This is a genomic window from Kitasatospora sp. NPDC004531, from assembly GCF_053602195.1.
The window spans coordinates 63,500-82,080 of the sequence record NZ_JBSGDD010000013.1 but is presented as its reverse complement, the minus strand read 5'-3'; the positions used below and the strand labels follow the sequence as shown (position 1 = coordinate 82,080).

Sequence of the window (18,581 nt, the reverse complement as noted above, 5' to 3'; positions counted from 1 at the left end):
CCGGGCGAACCGGCCCGCGGGGTCTTCGACGGGGCGTCAGGAGACGTTGAGCGTGATGTCGTCGAGGACGAACGAGGTCTGCTTGGTGTAGTCCTCCGCACCGGTGAACTTCAGCGTGACGCTCTGGCCGGCGTAGGCGGCGAGGTTGAAGGTGCGCTGCTGGTAGCCGGCGGCGGCGTTGGTGTTGTTGTAGGTGGCGAGGGTGGTGCCGTTGGCGGTGACGGTGAGGGTGTCGAAGACCGTGGTGGTGGAGGAGGCGCTGTCGATGTGCAGCCAGAAGCTCAGGTTGTAGGCGGCGCAGCCGGCGGGCAGCGTCACGGTCTGGGCGAGGGTGTCGGTGTTGGTGGCGCCGTAGCCGTCGAGCCAGGCGTCGTAGCTGCCGGTGTGGGCGGGCTCGCTGCTGCTGCTGTTGATGGTGGAGGAGCCGCCGCTGTTGGTCTCGGTCCAGCCGGAGGTGCTGCCGGTCTCGAAGCCGGGGTTGGTGATGAGCTGGGCGGCGGTGCAGGTGCTGCCGCCGCCGGTGCCGACCGTCCAGCTGAAGGTGGCGGTCGCGGACGGGCCGGTGGAGTCGGTGGCCGTGGCGGTGACGGTGGAGGCGCCGGCGGCGGTCGGGGTGCCGCTGATCAGGCCGGTGGCGGGGTTGACGGTGAGCCCGGCGGGCAGGCCGGTGGCGGCGTAGGTCAGGGTGCCGCCGGCGGTGTCGGTGGCGGACAGCTGCAGGCTGGTCGCGGTGCCGACGGTGGCGGTGCGGGCGCCCGGGTTGGTGAGCGTGACGGAGCCGGTGCTGCCGGTGGAGCCGCCCTGGGCGAGCCACGCGGTGGCGTTGAGGGCGAGCGCGGCGTCGGTGCCGGCCGGGTCGTTCCAGCCGTCGTAGAGGGTGTTGCCGGACTGGCCGGTGCCGTCGTCGACCGGCGAGGAGTCACCCCAGATCGCGACCCGGCCCTTGCCGAAGGTGGAGGTGACGAAGGCCGCGCCGGTGTTGCCGCTGTAACCGGTGCGGTAGAGCAGGCCCTTGACGTTCGGGTTGTCGGCGGGCTTGAGGGTGAAGGTGGTGCCGTTGCGGATGATGGAGCCGGTGACGGTGCCGAACGGGCCGTTGAGGACCGGGTCGCCGGCGGAGGAGATCGCCCGCGGGTTGTCGGTGGTGATGTTCAGCAGGTCGACGGAGAACCCGAACGGGTCGGTGTTGTCGACGCCGTTGCTGGTCAGCAGGTCGTTGATGATGGCCGGCGAGTCCCAGCCGTCGTTGTTGCGGTCGCTGACGGTGTGGTCGGAGATCAGGAAGAGCCCGCCGCCGTTCTGCACGAAGGTCATGACGGCGGTCTTCTCGGCGGCGCTGAGGCGCACGTTGGGCTCGGGGAGCACGAACTCGTCGAAGTTGGCGAGGTCGAGCGCGCCGCCGGTGCCGTAGGTGATGGTGCTGCCGGCGGGCAGCGTCTTGAGGCTGTAGCCGCCGGCCTTCTGCAGGGCCACGCCCCAGGCCGAGATGGCGCCCGTCCAGCTGGTCTCGGAGGTCGGGTTGGCGTTCTGCGCCAGCGGGTCGGGCTGGCTGGTGGAGATGATCCAGTCCGCGTTGCCCGCGGTCTCGGCCTTGGAGTTGTCGAACAGCACACGCTTGGGGGCGGCGGCCGCGGCGGCCCGGGGGGCGGCCTCGGGGCCGGCCGCGTGGGCGTGCTGCGGGACGGCGCTCGCACCGGCCGCCGCCACCAGCGCGGCGGCGGCGAGGGCCAGCGGACGGGCGGCCTTCCACGTTCTGATCATCTGTCAATCTCCTCGAACCACAGGAACCATGGGGTGCGCTACGCGCGTAGGCGGGCACACGCTGCCATGGTGGGGTAATCGGAGCTTGAACGGAACATGTCGATCACGCGCCGTCCGCGATGGGGCGATTTGTCCGGCGTGAGAGTGATCACGTAGCGCCGCCGGACAGCCGTGTGCCCGCAGCACCGGGTCGGACGGCGCTGCGGGCACACGGGAGGGCGACGGATCGTCAGGCGGCCGCGGGGGCGAGCAGGGCCGGGACGGGGCGCGGACGGCTCTCGGCGTCGATCGCCACGAAGGTGAGCCGCGCGGTGGCGACCCGGGTGAGCGGGCCGGCGGCGTTCCAGCGCTCGGCGGAGACGGTGACCCGGACGGTCATCGAGGTGCGGCCGGCCCGTTCCAGCTCGGCGTGCGCGGTGAGCAGGTCGCCCGCCCGGACGGGGGCCAGGAAGTCCATCCGGTCCACCGAGGCGGTGACGGCCGGACCCTCCGCGTGCCGGGCGGCGGCCGCGCCGGCGGCGTCGTCGATGAGCTTCATCACCACGCCGCCGTGGATGGTGCCGTAGAGGTTGGTGTCGTGCTCGCTCATGATGTGCGCGAGCGTCACCTGCGACGCCTCCACCGGCTTTGCGGCGGACATCACAGCTGCTGCGGTCTGATCTGCCACGTCAACTCTCCTTCGCGAGTCGCGACTTGGGATTTCCGCCACGCCGGTGGGCGCTGCGGGCGGCGGCAGGTCTTCGGACTCGCGGGCTTGTCCCGTGCAGGGTCTTCCTACTGGCCGTCGCTTCCCGGGCCGATCGGGTCCAGTGCGTGTGACGGCGGTCGTTCCCGCTCACCGCTGCGAGGCAGTCCTGGACTCCCACCAGGTTCCCTCTTGCGACGCGCCCGCCCAGGCGTGGACGGGGCGAACCGCTGCGTGACCAGCCTATATCCCCGCCCGAAGTGCTCCCGACGGGGCCGCCCGGGTCAGTCGGCCGGGCGGTGCCAGGGGGCGTCGGGGCGGGTGGGGGCGGGGGTGGCGGTCAGGCGGAGGGCGTAGGTGTCGTCGTCGACGGGGCCGAGGTAGTGGTGGCCGGTGAGGTGGCACCAGGCGGGGAGGTCGAGCGGGGCGGCCGGGTCGGTGGCGCGGACGTGGACGAGGGTGCCGGCGGGGGCGTCGGCGATCGCGGCGCGCAGGCGCAGCAGCAGGGTGACGCAGAGCAGGCCCCGCCCGTCGACCGTGAGTCGGGTCATCGTCGGCTCCGGGTGGCGGCGGTGGCGAGGGCGGGGAGGATCAGCAGGGCGACCAGGCCGCCGCCGAGGGCGAGGACGGAGTAGCCGGCCAGGTCGGCGACGACGCCGGAGGCGAGGCCGGCGGTGGCGCCGGAGACGGCGATGGCCACGTCGACGGCGCCCTGGGTCCTGGCGCGGTTGGCGAGCGGGACGGCGTCGGTGAGCAGCGCGGTGCCGGAGACCAGGCCGAAGTTCCAGCCGAGGCCGAGCAGCACGAGGGCGAGGGCCAGCAGCGGGACGGTCTGCGCGGGGGCGGCGGCGGCGAGCAGTCCGGCCGCGAGCAGGGTGAGGCCGGCGGCCGCGGCGACGGCGAGCGGGCCGTGGCGGTCGACCAGGCGTCCGGTGAGCGGGGAGGGCAGGTACATCGCGGCGACGTGCAGGGCGATGACGAAGCCGGAGGCGGCGGTGCCCTGTCCGGCGTCGTGCATGTGCACGGGCGTCATGGTCATCACGCCGACCATGACGATCTGGGTGACCACCATCACCTGGGCGCCGAGCAGGACCCGGTTGCGGATGCGGGCGGTGGCCGCGGCGTCGGCGGCGGGGTCGGCGGCCCGGTCGTCGGCCGGGGCCTCGGCGGCGGTCGCGGCGGCGCGGGCGAGCAGCAGCGGGTCGGGGTGCAGTCGGGCGGCGAGGACGAGTGCGGCGGCGGCGTAGGCGAGGCCGGCCAGCAGGAACGGTCCGGCGAGGCGGGGCAGGTGCAGGGCGTGGGCGAGGACGCCGGTGGGGGCGGCCAGGTTGGGGCCGAGGACGCCGCCGAGGGTGGTGGCGACCAGCACGGTGGAGATCGCCCGGGCGCGGCGCCCGGGGGCGGCGAGGTCGGCGCCGGCGTAGCGGGCCTGGAGGTTGGTGGCGGTTCCGGCGCCGTAGACGAACAGCGCGAGGAACAGCAGGACGGCGTTGTCGAGCGCGGCGGCGACGATCACGCCGGCGCTGCCGACGGCGCCGGTGGCGTACCCGAGGGCGAGTCCGGGGCGGCGGCCGCGGGCGGCGGATATCCGGCTGACCACGATCGCCGAGAGCGCGCTGCCGGCGGTGAACAGCGCGCTGGGCAGCCCGGCCAGCCCGGTGCTGCCGAGCATGTCCTTCGCGAGCAGCGCCCCGACGGTGATGCCGGCGGCGAGGCCCGCGCCGCTGAGGATCTGCGAGGTGACCAGCACGCGCAGGATGCGCTGCTGCACGGCGGGGTCGGCGGCGAGCACGGCGGGATCGGCGGCGAGCGCGGCGGGATCGGCGGCGTCGGTGCGGCCGGTGGGGTCGGCGGTTCCGGCGCGGTCGGTGCGGTCGGCGGTTCCGGCGCGGTCGGCGGGTGGCGGCGCGGCGGCGCTGGTCTCGGGGTTCACGGCTCTCCTCGATTCTCCAAAGTTTCGTGGAATACCATATTCGACCCGGCCGAACGAGCGCCGGGCGCGCCCTCAGGGGCATGGCGCGCCCGGTGAACGGGTGCGCGCCCCCCGTGCGGGTGATGGTCCGAGGGTGGGTGGGCGGAATGGACGCGTCGGGGGCGGGGCGCTGCCAGGGTGGGGCGGTGATCTCTCGACGCGGACTGCTCTTTGCCTCCGGCGGCGCGGTGACGGCCGCCGCCCTGGCCGGCCCGGGGGCCGGTACTTCTCGTGCGGCGGACCCGCTTCCGCCGGACCCGGCGCGGCGGGAGGCGGCGCTGATCATGGCGCGCCGGATCCTGCTGACCGACGCCGACCACAACGACCTGACACTCCAGTATCTGAAGCTGCTGACCGGACGTCAGCGCCTGAAGCAGACCGAGGCGCGCGACGTCGTGGTGGTCGGCGCGGGCGTGGCCGGCATGGTGTGCGCCCGGCTGCTGCAGGCGGCCGGCCACAAGGTGCGGGTGCTGGAGGCCAACCGCAGCCGGGTGGGCGGCCGGGTGAAGACCTTCCGCGGCGAGGTGTGGCAGGACCCGCGCCTGCACGCGGAGGCCGGCGCGATGCGCATCCCGTCCAGCCACGTGCTGACCCTCGCGCTGGCCGACCACCTGAAGGTGCCGCGCCGCCCGTTCGACATCGTGGACCTGCCGCCGGAGCCGGACGAGGTCTCGCACGACTCGCGGGTGGTGTACACCTCGTGGACCGGCGAGGAGTTCGCCAGCGGCGAGGCCCCGCCGTACAGCGCGCCGAAGGGTCTCGGCGGCCGGTTCGTGCACGTCAACGGGCAGACCGTCACCAAGGCCGAGTACAGCGCGGACCCGGGCCCGATCAACAAGAGCTTCGGCTGGGACAGCGGCCAGACCACCGCGGCGGCCTTCGACCGGGCCCTGGACACCGCCCGCGCCTACACCATGGTCAAGAACCCCGACGGCAGCTGGACCGACAAGCCGATCGAGGAGCGGGTCACCGGCATGGCCGACCTGCTGTACGACATGGACGGCTACTCGCTGCTGCGCTACCTGCAGGAGGGCGAGGGCTGGAGCGACGCCCAGATCCAGGCGGTCGGCACGCTGGAGAACCTGACCAGCCGGCTGTCCTACGGCTTCCTGCACTCGGTGTTCGACGCCGGCGACATCAACCCGTCCGTCACCTACTTCGAGTTCAGCGCCGGCACCGACGCGCTCACCGAGGCGCTCGCCAAGGGTCTGCCGATCGAGCGCGGCCAGGTGGTCACCAAGGTCCGCGCGGACGACGACGGCGTCACGCTGACGGCCGAACCGGAGGACGGCCCGGAGGACGAGGCCTGCGAGGGCGCGATCGGCGGCAAGGCCACCGAGTACCGCGCCGACATGGTGGTGCTGGCGGTGCCGTTCGCGGCGCTGCGGCACGTCGACTTCGAACCGCTGCTCCCCTACGGCAAGCGCCGGGCGATCAACGAGCTCAAGCACGACACCGCGCACAAGGTGCTGCTGGAGTTCACCGAGCGCTGGTGGGAGTGGGACGAGGACACCTGGAAGGCCAAGCTCGGCGCCGACTACCGGCCCGCCCCGCACGGCGACGCGGTGCCCGCGGTCGGCGGCGGCTGCGTCTCCGACGAGGCCAGCCGGTTCGTCTACTTCCCCTCCCACCCGAGCGACGACGGCGCGCCCGGCGGTGTGGTGCTGGCCGCCTACAACTGGGCGGAGGACGCGCTGCGCTTCGACGCGCTCACGCCCGCCGACCGGCACACCGAGGCGTTGGAGCACCTGACCGGCCTGTACGGCGAGCGGATCCGGCGCTACGTCACCGACCGGCACGTCTCGCAGTCCTGGCTGCGCAACCGGTGGGCGCTGGGCGAGGCCGTCATCGAGACGCCCGGCCAGCTGCTCAGCCTCGGCCCGCACGTGCCGTCGCCGGTGAACGGGCGGCTGTTCTTCGCCGGCGACCACTGCCAGCCGCGCTACCACGCGTGGATCTCCGGCGCGATCGCCTCCGGCACCGAGGCCGCGACCCAGGTCGTCGACGCCGTCTGACCGTCCGGTGTCCGTCCGCCGCCGCCCCCGCCCGCAGTCGGTCGGGGGCGGCGGCTTCGTGCCGCCCGGCCAAGGAGGTTGACCGGGGGTCGGACGACCGCGCCGGGCCGGGCGACCGTGTCCCGGCCCCCGGGGCCGCCGGCGCACGGATACCATCGGCGCATGCGTGACACCGGCGGGGACCAGCGGCGTTCCGTGCTGCTGGCGTTCCGCTCGGCGGTGGCGCTGCACCGACTGCTGGACGTACTGCCGGTGTTCGAGGGCGACGGCCGGATCTCCCGCTGGTTCACCCTGGTGCCCGGCTCCCGCTTCGACCTGGACGCGCTGGCCGCGCTGGACCGCTCCGGCGCCCGGGTGATCGACTTCGAGCAGGCCGCCGCCCGGCCGTTCGACCTGATCCTGACCACCAGCCCGAAGGGCGCGCTGGCCAGTCTGTCCGGCCGGGCCCGGGCGCTGCTGCCGCACGGCGCGGGCTTCAACAAGGCGCTGCGGGAGGAGGGTTCGCCGGAGCTGCCGTCCGGTCTCGACCCGGCGTTCCTGCTCTCCGACGGCGCGCCGTGGGCCGACCTGCACGGGCTCGGGCATGCCGAACAGCTGTCCCGGCTGGCCGAGTTCTGCCCGCCGGCGGCCACCCGCGCGGTGGTGGTGGGCGATCCCACGCTGGACCGGCTGCTGGAGTCCGGCCCGCGCCGGGAGGCGTACCGGGCCGCACTCGATCTGGGCGACCGCGTCCTGCTGGCGGTGCTGTCCACCTGGGGGCCGGAGAGCCTGCTCGTTCAACGGCCTTTTCTGCCGAGGGAGTTGGTGCTCGGCCTGCCGGTGGACGGGTACCGGGTGGCGCTGCTGGTGCACCCCAACGAGGTGGGCGAGCGCAGCCGGCTGGACCTCGCCGAGCAGTTCCGCCCCGAGCTGCGGGCCGGGCTGCTGCTGCCGTCCCCGCACCAGGACTGGGCGGCGGTGCTGGTGGCCGCCGACGCGGTGATCACCGACCACGGCTCCACCGCGCTGTACGCCGCCGCGCTCGGCCGGCCGGTGCTCAACGCCTATGACGGCGGACGGGAGTTGATCGCCGGCACCCCGATGGCCCGGCTGCTGGCCGCCGCGCCGCGGTTCACCGGGCTGGAGTCGGTCCGCGCGCCCGGCGCCCTGGAGTCGGCCGCGGTGCGGGCGCCCGGCGGGGCGTTCGAGCGGCCCGGGGAGGCGTTGGGGCTGCTGCGCACCGAGCTGTACCGGCTGCTCGACCTGACGCCCCCTCGGCAGGCGGTGCACGCGCGGCCGCTGCCGGTGCCGTCGGTGCCCCGGTCGGCCGCGCCGGCGCTGGCGGTGCGGGCCGAGGTGGACGCCGACGGGCGACGGGTGCGGCTGGAGCGCTTCCCCGCCGGGACGGAGCTGCCGGTCCACCACCTGTCGGCCGAGCATCCGGTGGCGGCGCTGGCGCAGGTGCGCAGCGCGGCCGTGCTGTGGCGGCGGCCCGGCTCCGGGCGGTGGACGGTGGCCGGCTGGACGGCGCACGTGCTCGCGGAGCTGCCGTCCTGCGTGACCGCCGCGGCCGTGCTGTCCGACGACCGCTGCGTGCTGCGGCACCGCCGACGCGGGGCGCTGACCGTGCAGTTGGCGCCCGCCCGGTCCGCTGGGCGGATCCACCGGATCGACCCGACGGCTGCCGTGTCCGCCGTCCACGCCTGGCTGGGCGGGCACCCGGCGGACGACCGGCCGGTCGAACTCGACTGCGTGCTGGGCGCGTTGACGGCCCGGCTCACCGTCCGGCCGGCGCTGCCCGAGGAGCTCGACGCGGAGCTGTGAGGCCGGCGAGTCAGCCTTCGTGGGGGCGCGGTTCGGTCGTCGTCTCGTCGGGGCCGCCGCCGTAGCGGGTGCGGAGTTCGGCGGCCCGGGCGCGGTGCCGGGCGGCTTCGTCGGGGCGCTGGGTGCACTCGGCGAGGGTGGCGAGGTCGGTGCGGATGCGGGCCTCGTCGAAGGTGGAGGCGCGGTCCTCGGCGTCCGCGAGTGCGGCGGTCAGGTGCGGTTCGGCGTCGGTGTACCGTCCGGCGCGCAGCAGGGCCTGGCCGAGGCCGAACCGGGCGCGGGCGGTGATGCGTTGGCGGCCCCGCATCCCGGTGAACTGCCGGTAGGCCTCGGTGAAGAGCTCGGCGGCGGCCGCGTGGTCGCCGGCGGCGGCCTGGGCCTTGGCGGACTGGTAGGTCTGCAGCGCCGCGCCGTACGCGTTGCCGATCGCCAGGTGGGCGGTGCGGACGGCCGCGAAGTCGGCGAGGGCGGCGGCGAAGTGCTCCCGGGCCGCTTCGGCGCCGTGCTGTTCGGCCGTCCATTGGCCCTGGGCGAGGGCGAGTTGGCCGCGGAAGTCGATGGCGGAGGCGGCGAGGCGGCGGTCGGCGGGGTCGTCGCCGAGCAGTTCGCTCAGCGCGCGGGCCTGGCGGAGCAGGGCTGCGGCCTCGTCGAACCGGGCGGTCTCCCACAGCGGGCGGGCCAGCAGGCAGCGGGTGCGGATGCGGGCGTGGAGCTTGTCGGCGCGGTCGGCGGAGTCGACGGCGGTGCGGAAGGCCTCGACGGCGTCGTGCCGGGGGTGGTCGAGGTAGTGCGTCCAGAGCGACTCGGCGAGGGCGACGGCGTCGTCGTCGCGGCCGTCGGCGTGGGCGAGGCCGACCGCGCCGTACAGGCCGAGCCGGTTGGCCTCCATCCAGTGCAGCGCACCGGACTTGGCGGTGCCGAGGTCGGCGTCGGGGACGCCTGGCAGCGGCGGCACCTCGGCCTCGACGGTGAGGCGGGCGCCGGCCATCGCGAGGTCGGCGCGGGCGGTCTGGCGGCGCAGCCAGTGCAGGACGCGGCGGCGCGCCTCGGTGCGTTCGGCGCCCTGCGGGTCGGCCTGTTCGGCGCGGCGCCGGGCGTGGCCGCGGACCAGGGCGTGCTGCCGGTAGCCGCCGGCGCGGTAGTCGAGCAGTCCGGCGGTGAGGAGTTCGGCGAGGGCGTCCTCGGTGTCGGGCAGGCCGAGGCCGAGCAGCGCGGCGGCGGTGCACTCGGTGGCGTACGGCCCCGGGCACTCGGGCAGGACGCGGTACAACTGGGCGGCGTCCGGGCCGAGTTCGGCGTAGGCGGCGTCCCACACGGCTTCGACGGGGGCGCTGCCGCGCTGGTGGAGATCGGCGGTCAGGCGGTCGGCGAGGGCGGCGAGGGTGCGGTGCGGGAGGCGGCGGGCGAGTTCGCCGGCCACCTCGGCGGCCTTGGGGAGTCCGGCGCAGGCGGTGGCGATGGTGTGCACGGTGGCGGGATCGGCGGCGGCCCAGCGCTGTTCGCCGAAGAGCAGGCGCAGCAGTTCGGTGGTGTGGTCGGTGCTGAGCGGGGTGAGGGCGAGCTCCAGGCGGGCGGCGTCGCCGAGGTCGTAGAGCGGGCCGCGGCTGGTGACCAGGACCAGGCTGCCGGCGGAGGCGGGCAGCAGCGCCTGGACTTCGGCGCCGGTGTGGGCGTTGTCGATGACCAGCAGGCGGCGGCCACCGCGAGTGCGGGCCCAGTACTGGCGCAGCAGGGTGCGGTAGCCGCGGCCCAGCCATTCGCCGTCGACGCCGAGGCCGGGCAGCAGGTCGGCGAGGACGTCGGCCGGGTCGACGCCGCCGTCGCGCCGGTAGTCGTCCAGGTCGACGTAGTGCGCGCCGTCGGGGTAGCGGTCGGCGAGGGTGTGGCCGACGCGCAGGCAGAGCGCGGTCTTGCCGATGCCGCCCAGGCCGCTGATCACCGCGACCTGCGGGGTGCCCTCGTTCGCGCCGGTGGGTTCGCGGAGGTCGGCGATGCGCCGCTGCTCCTCCGTCCGGTCGACGAAGTGGGCGCGCTCGGGCGGGAGTTCGAAGGCCGGGGCGTGGACGACAGCTGCCGCCTGGTGGATGTTGACGGTGTTGACGTGCTGTGCCTGCACCACGGTGTCCACCCGGGCGTGGTCGCCCACCACGTTGCGCGTCTGTTCGGTCACCCGCCAACCCTACGCGGTGGCAGGGGTGTCGGGGCGGTTCTTCCGGGGCGGTTCTTCCGGGGCGGTCGGCGCTCCGGCGCGGTTGGCGTTCCGGCGCGGTTGGTGCGGGTCAGGTCTTGGTGCGGGTCGGGCCTTGGGGGGTCAGGTCTTGGTGAGGGTGAGCCAGCGCCAGTCCTGGGCCTGGGCGACGCCGCGCCAGATGTCGAGCGGGATCGGCGGCGTGGCGCGGGTGTTCGCCGTGCCCGGGCCGGTGTAGTCGCGCAGGCCGCTGTACTCGGTGAGCTCCAGCACGGTGCCGTCCGGTCGCCACAGCCGGACCCGGTAGTTGTACAGGTTGGGGGCGACCGCGTCGTTGCTCTCCACCATCTCCCAGGTGCCGTCCGGCAGGAAGCCGTACTCGCAGCCCAGGGTGGTGCGTTCGCCGGTGCCGAGGACGGTCTCCGCGCACTGGAACGGCAGGTCGCTGGGGTCGGTGGGTGCGCGGCGGTCCTTCGGGAAGGGGGCCTGCGAGTGACGCATGGTCACTTCCATGCTGCTGACCACGCCCTCCCCGTCGATGTACTTCATCACCACGCCGGCGGTGCCGCCGGGAAGCGGGCCGGGGTGGGGCCAGGCGTCCTTGATGGCCTGGTACTCCAGCGGCAGCAGGGTGGTGAGCGTCTTGTACACCTGGTCGGCGCTGAACAGGTGCTGGCTGCTCGGAGGCGGGGTGTCGGTGGTCGGCAGTCGTCCGAACCGGGGCGCCTGGGGCAGGTTCAGCATCGGGGTGTAGGCGGGGGTGGGGGTTCGCTCGGCGGGTCCGGTCCGGGCCGGCGGGGTGCTGGGCTCGTCACTGGGCCGGGCGCTGGGCCACGAAGCGGGCGGGGTGCTGGGCGAGCCGCTGGTCGGGGAGATGCCCGTCCCGGCCGGGCCGGTGTCCCCGGCGGGCGCGTTCGCGGCCAGGGTGGACATTCCGGCGTTCGCCCCCACGGCGGCCAGCGCGACGACGGTGAGCGCGGCGCCGGCGATCCGCAGTCGGCGGGCCAGCCGGAGCCGGCGGCCTCTGCGGTTGCTCTCGGCGACGATCACGGCAACCGGGACGCTCAGCTCCTTGACGCTCGTCTCCATCATCCGGGAGAGCTCCAGGTCCAGGTCCAATGTCCGATGCCTTCCGTACTGGCAGGTGGGGGTCACGGGGTGACGCAACTCGTAGGGGTCTCGTGCGGGTCTCGCCGCCGGGGTCGCCCGGCGGCGGTCAGTCCTGGAGCAGCAGGGCCCGGTCCGGGCCGAGGATGGCGCGCAGGCGGGTCATCGAACGGGAGTTGAGGCTCTTCACGGCGCTGACGGTGATGCCCATCGCCTCCGCCGTCTCCTCCAGGCTGTAGTCCTCCAGGTAGCGCAGCACCACCGCTGCCCGGTTGCGGGGCGGCAGTTGGCGCAGGGCGGCGACCAGGGTGATCCGCAGCGCGGCCGAACTGCCCTCGCGGGCCCCGACCGCCGGCTCGTCGGGGAACTCGGCGACGGCCAGTTCGGTGGAGCGGCGCAGCCGGCGGTGTGAGAGGTAGCAGCGCAGCAGCACCTTCCGGGCGTACGCGTCGACGCCCGCGTCCCCGTCGGCCCGGCGCAGCCGCCCCCAGACCGGGTACATCTTGGAGAGTGCGGTCTGCACCAGGTCCTGGGCCTGGTGCCAGTCCCCGCACATCAGGTACGCGAGCTGGAACAGGCGTCGTGCCCGAGTGGTCGCGAACTCGTCGAAGCCGAGCCCCTCGGTCATGTGCTCCCCCGGATGAAAAGTGTTCGTCGACGCTCTGGATAGACGCGTCACCCCGGCGGTTACGTCGCACCGCGAAGATCAAGATTGGGTAACGGTGGGCGGCTGCGTGGGAGTTGGGGGCGGCCCCGGCGCGGGGGTTCCCGCCCGTGGCCCCGCTCTCCCGTTCGGCGGGCGACGGCGGCACACTGGGGTCATGGCCGTGGATCGCGGGGAGCGCGTCGAGGACGAGGGCGGCGAGCCCGCCTGCTGGTTGAACCTGGTCTGCGAGGAGTGCGGCAAGGTCCGGGAGGGCGGGCGGTGTCCGGTCTGCGAGGCGGGAGCGGCGACCGGCGACGACTCCGGTGCGCGGCAAGGGGGTTGAGCGGCGCCCTCGGGCGGCTCAGCGCAGCAGGCCGTGCAGCAGCAGTTCGGCCAGGTGCCCGTACGCCTCGGCGTCGGCGAGGCCGGTGGCCTCGGCGACCTGGCGCTGCTGGATGCGGACCATCACCGAGCTGATCACGTCGGCCGCGAAGGCGACATGGGTCTCGCGGAAAGCGCCCTCTGCGACGCCGTCGTCGATCAGGCGCTGAATCTGCCGGGCGGCGGCGCGGGTGTTGCGGCCGTAGACCTCGGCGGCGGGTTCGAAGGCCGCCAGGTCGTCGAAGAACCGGGCGGAGCCGGGGGCGAGTTCGGCGGAGACGGCGCGCAGGTAGGCGGCCAGGCGGGCGGCCGGGTCGGTCTCGGCGGCGAGTGCGGCCTCCACCCGGGCGGTGGCGTTCCGGAAGAAGTGCACCACGGCCGCCCGGACCAGCTGCTCCTTCGAGCCGGCCAGCCCGTACAGGGTGCGCTTGGAGCAGTGCAGGCGGGCCGCGAGGTCGTCCAGTGTGAAGCGGGCGAAGCCCTCGGCGACGAAGAGCGCGACGAGTTCCTCGAAGAGGGCGCTGCGGCGGGCGGCGCCCCGTCCGCTGGGCTGGGGTGCGGCGCTGTCGATCACCCGGCCAGTATGACAGTCGGCCTCTCCCGGGCCCTCGCTTCGGCCGCTGTGCGGTCTCCGCCCGGCCGTTGCTCGGACTGCGCTCGGCCGCCGGTCGGTGTCCGCTCGGCCGCCGGTCGGTGTCCGCTCGCCCGCTGCTCGGACTGCGCCCGGCCTGCGACAGGCCAGTGCTCGACCGCCGGGCGCACTCTGCTGTCCTTCGCGCGCCGTTGTGTGCATCCCGTGCGCCGCGCGGGGTTTCGGCCCCAGTGGTTGCCCCTGGCCCCACGGGTGCTCCCGCTTCCCGGTCGGTTCGCGGTCTTTTGCCTGTTCGTCGCCCTGCTGTCTCCCGCCGCCGCACCTGCTGCGCTACGCTTCCCGGTACTGACGTACCGCTTTGCGTACCGCTTGGAGCCGAACATGGCCGTGGACCGCCTGCTTCCCACCGAGGAAGCCGCCGACCTGATCGCGCTGACCCGCGATCTCGCCGACAAGGAGCTCGCCCCGAAGGTCGAGTCCCACGAGAAGCAGGAGCTGTACCCCGAGGGCCTGTTCACACTGCTCGGCCAGGCCGGTCTGCTGGGCCTGCCGTACTCGGAGGAGTTCGGCGGCGGCGGGCAGCCGTACGAGGTGTACCTGCAGGTGCTGGAGGAGTTGGCGTCGCGCTGGGCGGCCGTCGCGGTCGCCACCAGCGTGCACACGCTGGCCTGCCACCCGCTGAACGCGTTCGGCACCCCGGAGCAGAAGGAGCAGTGGCTGCCCCGGATGCTGGCCGGTGAACTGATCGGCGGCTACAGCCTGTCCGAGCCCAACGCCGGCTCCGACGCGGCGGCGCTGGCCTGCAAGGCCGAGCCGGTCGAGGACGGCTACCGGATCACCGGCACCAAGGCGTGGATCACCCACGGCGGCAAGGCCGACTTCTACGCGCTGTTCGCCCGTACCGCCCCCGGCGCGCACGGCATCTCGTGCTTCCTCGCGCCCGGCCAGGTCGAGGGCCTGACCTTCGGCGCGCCGGAGGAGAAGATGGGCCTGAACGGCGTGCCGACCACGGCCGCGTACTGGGACGGCGCGCTGCTCGGCCGGGAGCGCCTGATCGGTGCCGAGGGCCAGGGCCTGCCCATCGCGTTCTCCGCCCTCGACTCGGGCCGACTCGGCATCGCCGCCTGCGCCACCGGCCTGGCCCAGGCCGCGCTGGACACCGCCGTGGCGTACGCCAACGAGCGCACCACCTTCGGCCGCCGGATCGTCGACCACCAGGGCCTGGGCTTCCTGCTCGCCGACATGGCCGCCGCCGTCGACTCCGCCCGCGCCACCTACCTGGACGCGGCCCGCCGCCGCGACCTCGGCCGCCCGTTCAGCCGGCAGGCCAGCGTCGCCAAGCTGATCGCCACCGACGCGGCGATGAAGGTCACCACGGACGCGGTGCAGGTGCTCGGCGGCTACGGCTACACCCGGGACTTCCCGGTCGAGCGGTTCATGCGCGAGGCGAAGATCATGCAGATCTTCGAGGGCACCAACCAGATCCAGCGCCTGGTGATCAGCCGCCAGTTCGCCCGCTGAGGCCGCTGCGGCTGTCGCGGCCGTTGCAGCTGTTGCGGCCGTCGCGGCCGTTGGAGCCGCTGCGGTCGCTGCACTCGCGCTTCGTTATCTCCTGACGGTTCGTCGTTCTTCGTCCGGGGGCCGACACACCCGGCCCCCGGACGCCACTCGGAAAGGGCTTTCCAGCATGCAGCTCACCGGTACCGCCGCCCTGGTCACGGGTGCCGCCTCCGGCCTCGGCGCGGCCACCGCCGCCCACCTGGCGGGCCTCGGCGCCCACGTCTACGGCCTGGACCTGCCCAAGGCCGTGGAGTCCGCGCCGACCCCGCCCGAGGGCGTCACCCTGCTCGGCGCGGACGTCACCGAGGAACAGCCGGTGCGCGACGCGCTGGCCCGGATCGCCGCCGACGGCCACCCGCTGCGCCTGGCCGTCAACTGCGCGGGCATCGCCCCGTCCGCCCGGATCGTCGGCCGTCGCGGCCCGCACGACCTGGACCTGTTCCGCACCGTGCTGAACGTCAACCTGATCGGCACCTTCAACGTGATGCGGCTCGCCGCCGAGGCGATGACCGCCCTGGAGCCGGACGAGGCCGGGCAGCGCGGGCTGGTCGTCAACACCGCGTCCATCGCCGCGTTCGAGGGCCAGGTCGGCCAGATCGCGTACGCCGCGTCCAAGGCCGGCGTGGCCGGGATGACCATCACCGCCGCCCGCGACCTCGCCCAGTTCGGCATCCGGGTCGTCACCATCGCCCCCGGCATCGTCGACACCCCGATGATGGCGAGCTTCTCCGACGAGATCCGGGCCGGCCTGGCCGCCACCGTCACCTTCCCGCAGCGCCTCGCCCACCCCGAGGAGTACGCCCGCCTGGTGGCCATGGTCGCCGACCACGACTACCTCAACGGCGAGACGATCCGGATGGACGGCGCGCTGCGCATGTCGGCGCGCTGACCGTTCGTTCTTGCCGCGGTTCCTGCCGCGCCGCAGGGCCGCCCCGTTCGTGCGGGGCGGCCCTGCGGCATGTTCGGGGGCGGTTCCGGGGCGCTTCCGGGTGGGTGTAACGGTTCTGGGCGGTGCCGGACATTCCCCGGTGACGGCTGTCGCACAGGAAGGGCGCGCATGACGGACCAGGGGGAGCCGCAGGGGCGGCACCGATGGCTGGAGGAGTTGTACGGGGCCCACGCCGACCGGGTGATGGGGTACCTGCTGCACCGCACGGACCGGGAGACCGCGCAGGAGGTCGTCTCGGAGACCTTTCTGCTGGCCTGGCGCAAGCAGTCGGCGGTGCCTGCGGACGCACTGCCGTGGCTGCTCGCCGCAGCGAGGCGCCTGCTGGCCAACCGGGTGCGGTCGGAGCTGCGGCGCCAGGCGCTCGCCGAACGCGTCCGCGACGCGCTGGACGGCGCCCCGGCGGCCGCGTACGGAGGCCGGTTCGAGGACCGGGTCGGCGATCGCGAACAGGTCTTCCGGGTCCTGCTGACGCTGGCCGAGGGAGACCGGGAAGTCCTGCTGCTCACCGGCTGGTACGACCTGACGGCCGCGCAGGCCGCGAAGGTGCTGGGCTGCACCAGGGCCGCCTACGCACTCCGTCTGCACCGCGCCAGAAGGCGGTTCCGTGCCGCGCTGGAACGGCAGACGTCCACGACCACCATCGCCTCGGAGGTGCCCGCATGAAGAACGACCCGCTCCTGGACGCCGTTCGGCAACTGCGCCCGCAGGACGGCGCCGACGGCTGGGCCCGGTCGCCGGAGGGCCGGCGCGTGCTCGACTCGGTGCTGAGTCGAACGCAGCACACCGCCGTCGAGCGGCCCCGACGGCGTCCGGCCCGGACGGCGCTGGTCGGGGGCGCGCTGCTGACCGCCCTCGCGGGCGGCGGGGCGCTGGCCGCGGCAGGCGGGCTGCCCTGGAACGAGCCCGGCCGGACGGCGATGTGCGCCCGAACGCTCACCCTGGGCGCGGACCTTGCCGAGGTCTCGACCACGGAGGACTTCGACCCGCGCGACCCGGGCGCGTCCTGCTCCCGGCAGTGGACCCAGATGTGGGGCCCGAACGAACCGCTGCCGACCTCGTTCACCGCCTGCTACCACCCCGGCGCCGACGTCCCGGAGCCCGACGGCGGCTACCGCCGGGATCCCCATGCCCCCGGCGGGCCGATCATCTACCCCGCGAACGGCCTGCCGCCGGAGCAGGCGTGCGCCGTGATCGGGGCCAAGCCCATCCCGATCGCCGGCGGCGAGGCGGAGCAGTAGCTCGACTCCCCCGCTCGGTACCCGCCGCGCCGGTGCGCGACGTCGCTCACGGGGTGGGCGCGGGCAACTGGGCTGTGCCCGCAGGGTGGTGGCTGGCGGGCCGGGTGGGGACGGTGAGCCCGGCTGGGGCCGTCACCACTCGGCGGGGCGGTAGTCCTTCAGGAAGACGCCGGCGAAGGGCTCGCCGGCCTCGCCGCGCACGATCGGGTCGTAGATGCGGGCCGCGCCGTCCACGATGTCGAGCGGGGTGCGGAAGCCGGCGTCGGCCATCCGGGACTTCTTCGGGGCCGGGTTCTCGTCGGTGATCCAGCCGGTGTCGACGGCGCACATGTGGATGCCGCGTTCGGCGAGTTCGGCGGCGCTGGTGCGGGTGAGCATGTTGAGGGCGGCTTTCGCCATGTTGGTGTGCGGGTGGCCGGGCCGCTTGTTGCGGACGGCGAAGCGGCCCTCCACCGCTGTCACGTTGACGATGTAGCGGGACGGGTGCGGGGAGGCCTCCAGCAGGGGCAGCAGCCGGTCGCAGAGCAGCGCCGGGGCGAGCGCGTTGACGAGCTGGGTCTCCAGGACCTCCGCCGGATCGAGCTCGCCGAGCGTCGCCGACCAGGAGTTCTGCGGCGCGCGGTCGGGCAGCAGACCGGCCTCGTCCGCGACGGCGAGCGCGACCGCGACGGGCAGCCGGGGTTGCGACGGCAGCACCGTGGTCAACGCGGTTACCGGTGCGGCGAGTTCGGCCTTCGGCGCGGCGAGTCCGGCGGCCGGCCAGGCGGCGGTGAGGGCGGGCATCGGGCGGAAGCCGGGGGCATGGGTGACCTGCGCCGGGACGGGACCGTGCTCGCCCTCGGCGAGCAGTGCGTAGGCCTCGGGCGGGCGGCGGACGGTCTGCGCGGCATTGTTGACCAGGACGTCCAACGGCCGCCCCTCGGCGTGCAGTTGCTCGCACAGACCGAGGACCTGTCGCGGGTCGCGCAGGTCGATGCCGACGATCCGCAGCCGATCCAGCCACCGGTCGCTGCCGTCGGCGGCGGTGAAGCGGCGCAGGGTGTCGTGCGGGAAGCGGCTGGTGACGATCAGTTCGGCGCCGTCGCGCAGCATCATCAGCGCGAGCTGGAAACCGATCTTCACCCGGGCGCCGGTGAGCAGGACCCGCCGCCCGGTCAGATCGGTGCTGAGGCCGCGCCGGGTGGTGTGGTCGGCGGCGCAGTCCGGGCACAGGCGGTGGTAGAAGCCGTCGAGCTGCTGGTAGGTGCGCTTGCAGACGTAGCAGCGCCGAGTGCGGCGGAGTTCGCCGATCGGGGCGCGGGCGGGGGTGCTCGACAGCGGGGCGTCCTCGCGGCGGGCGGCGCCGCCGGTCGCAGTGGCGGCGGTCAGCTCGGCGTCGGCGAGTGCGGCTTCGGTGCGGCGCTCCCGGCGACGCTGCTGGCGGCCATCGCGGACGAAGGACTCGGCGACACGTTCGGCGCGCAGTCGCGTCGGGTGGTCGGCGGGGAGGGCGCGCAGCTGCCGGATCGTGCGGTCGTAGGCGGCGAGTTCGGCCTCGGTCGGGCCGGCGCTCGTGGCTGGGGCCTCGGGCGCGTGCGGCGCGGCCGGCGCGGCCGGGTCGTGACTCGCGTCAGGGGTCCGGGCCGCGTCCGGGCTGCCGCCGGTGTGGTGCGGCCTGGGCGTGCGCATCGGGGGCCCTCCGGGG

The 18,581-nt window shown here is 74.6% G+C and carries 16 protein-coding genes and 1 riboswitch; of the genes, 7 read left to right on the top strand and 9 right to left on the bottom strand.

Annotated elements, in window-relative coordinates; translation table 11 throughout:
• Positions 1 to 36 precede the first annotated feature (36 nt).
• The 4 genes from ACWEMJ_RS08860 to ACWEMJ_RS08845 all read right to left on the bottom strand — a co-directional run bounded on the left by ACWEMJ_RS08860 (position 37) and on the right by ACWEMJ_RS08845 (position 4,238).
• Complete coding sequence (locus tag ACWEMJ_RS08860) at positions 37 to 1,761, bottom strand: putative Ig domain-containing protein (RefSeq protein WP_452136277.1); 1,725 nt, start codon at positions 1,759 to 1,761, stop codon at positions 37 to 39.
• A gap of 229 nt (positions 1,762 to 1,990) precedes the next feature.
• Positions 1,991 to 2,428: an acyl-CoA thioesterase gene (locus tag ACWEMJ_RS08855; RefSeq protein ID WP_452136276.1), complete on the bottom strand. Its 438-nt coding sequence runs from the start codon at positions 2,426 to 2,428 to the stop codon at positions 1,991 to 1,993.
• A 47-nt stretch (positions 2,429 to 2,475) separates the two neighbouring features.
• Positions 2,476 to 2,693, bottom strand: a riboswitch (cobalamin riboswitch).
• Between the two features lie 37 nt (positions 2,694 to 2,730).
• Complete coding sequence (locus tag ACWEMJ_RS08850) at positions 2,731 to 2,997, bottom strand: sulfurtransferase TusA family protein (protein WP_452136275.1); 267 nt, start codon at positions 2,995 to 2,997, stop codon at positions 2,731 to 2,733.
• Positions 2,994 to 4,238, bottom strand: coding sequence for an MFS transporter (locus tag ACWEMJ_RS08845; protein ID WP_452136295.1), 1,245 nt, complete (start codon positions 4,236 to 4,238; stop codon positions 2,994 to 2,996). The genes ACWEMJ_RS08850 and ACWEMJ_RS08845 overlap by 4 nt, the downstream gene beginning before the upstream one ends.
• 326 nt (positions 4,239 to 4,564) lie before the next feature.
• Here ACWEMJ_RS08845 and ACWEMJ_RS08840 point away from each other — a divergent pair, with 326 nt between their 5' ends.
• Together ACWEMJ_RS08840 and ACWEMJ_RS08835 are read left to right on the top strand one after the other, a co-directional pair.
• Complete coding sequence (locus ACWEMJ_RS08840) at positions 4,565 to 6,433, top strand: flavin monoamine oxidase family protein (protein ID WP_452136274.1); 1,869 nt, start codon at positions 4,565 to 4,567, stop codon at positions 6,431 to 6,433.
• Positions 6,434 to 6,595: 162 nt separating this feature from the next.
• The gene (locus ACWEMJ_RS08835; RefSeq protein WP_452136273.1) at positions 6,596 to 8,236 is read left to right on the top strand and encodes a translation initiation factor 2; all 1,641 of its coding nucleotides are present in this window, start codon (positions 6,596 to 6,598) and stop codon (positions 8,234 to 8,236) included.
• Between the two features lie 10 nt (positions 8,237 to 8,246).
• Here ACWEMJ_RS08835 and ACWEMJ_RS08830 read toward each other — a convergent pair whose 3' ends face one another.
• From ACWEMJ_RS08830 to ACWEMJ_RS08820, 3 genes are all read right to left on the bottom strand, one after another.
• Positions 8,247 to 10,406: an AAA family ATPase gene (locus ACWEMJ_RS08830; protein WP_452136272.1), complete on the bottom strand. Its 2,160-nt coding sequence runs from the start codon at positions 10,404 to 10,406 to the stop codon at positions 8,247 to 8,249.
• A gap of 141 nt (positions 10,407 to 10,547) precedes the next feature.
• A complete protein-coding gene (locus ACWEMJ_RS08825) occupies positions 10,548 to 11,543 on the bottom strand; it encodes a hypothetical protein (protein ID WP_452136271.1) in 996 nt (331 codons plus the stop codon).
• 97 nt (positions 11,544 to 11,640) lie between these two features.
• A complete protein-coding gene (locus ACWEMJ_RS08820; protein ID WP_452136270.1) occupies positions 11,641 to 12,159 on the bottom strand; it encodes a SigE family RNA polymerase sigma factor in 519 nt (172 codons plus the stop codon).
• 193 nt (positions 12,160 to 12,352) lie between these two features.
• Here ACWEMJ_RS08820 and ACWEMJ_RS08815 point away from each other — a divergent pair, with 193 nt between their 5' ends.
• The gene (locus ACWEMJ_RS08815; protein WP_452136269.1) at positions 12,353 to 12,520 is read left to right on the top strand and encodes a hypothetical protein; all 168 of its coding nucleotides are present in this window, start codon (positions 12,353 to 12,355) and stop codon (positions 12,518 to 12,520) included.
• Between the two features lie 18 nt (positions 12,521 to 12,538).
• Here ACWEMJ_RS08815 and ACWEMJ_RS08810 read toward each other — a convergent pair whose 3' ends face one another.
• Positions 12,539 to 13,132 carry a TetR/AcrR family transcriptional regulator gene (locus ACWEMJ_RS08810; RefSeq protein WP_452136268.1) on the bottom strand — a complete coding sequence of 198 codons (594 nt, stop codon included), beginning with the start codon at positions 13,130 to 13,132 and terminating at the stop codon, positions 12,539 to 12,541.
• Positions 13,133 to 13,531: 399 nt separating this feature from the next.
• Here ACWEMJ_RS08810 and ACWEMJ_RS08805 point away from each other — a divergent pair, with 399 nt between their 5' ends.
• The 4 genes from ACWEMJ_RS08805 to ACWEMJ_RS08790 all read left to right on the top strand — a co-directional run bounded on the left by ACWEMJ_RS08805 (position 13,532) and on the right by ACWEMJ_RS08790 (position 16,897).
• A complete protein-coding gene (locus ACWEMJ_RS08805) occupies positions 13,532 to 14,671 on the top strand; it encodes an acyl-CoA dehydrogenase family protein (RefSeq protein WP_452136267.1) in 1,140 nt (379 codons plus the stop codon).
• A gap of 166 nt (positions 14,672 to 14,837) precedes the next feature.
• A complete protein-coding gene (locus ACWEMJ_RS08800; RefSeq protein ID WP_452136266.1) occupies positions 14,838 to 15,599 on the top strand; it encodes an SDR family NAD(P)-dependent oxidoreductase in 762 nt (253 codons plus the stop codon).
• Positions 15,600 to 15,767: 168 nt separating this feature from the next.
• On the top strand, positions 15,768 to 16,322 hold the full coding sequence (locus ACWEMJ_RS08795; protein WP_452136265.1) for an RNA polymerase sigma factor: 555 nt from the start codon (positions 15,768 to 15,770) through the stop codon (positions 16,320 to 16,322).
• Positions 16,319 to 16,897 carry a hypothetical protein gene (locus ACWEMJ_RS08790; protein ID WP_452136264.1) on the top strand — a complete coding sequence of 193 codons (579 nt, stop codon included), beginning with the start codon at positions 16,319 to 16,321 and terminating at the stop codon, positions 16,895 to 16,897. Before ACWEMJ_RS08795 ends, ACWEMJ_RS08790 begins: the two co-directional genes overlap by 4 nt.
• Positions 16,898 to 17,029: 132 nt before the next feature.
• Here ACWEMJ_RS08790 and ACWEMJ_RS08785 read toward each other — a convergent pair whose 3' ends face one another.
• Complete coding sequence (locus ACWEMJ_RS08785) at positions 17,030 to 18,565, bottom strand: SDR family NAD(P)-dependent oxidoreductase (protein ID WP_452136263.1); 1,536 nt, start codon at positions 18,563 to 18,565, stop codon at positions 17,030 to 17,032.
• Positions 18,566 to 18,581 lie beyond the last annotated feature (16 nt).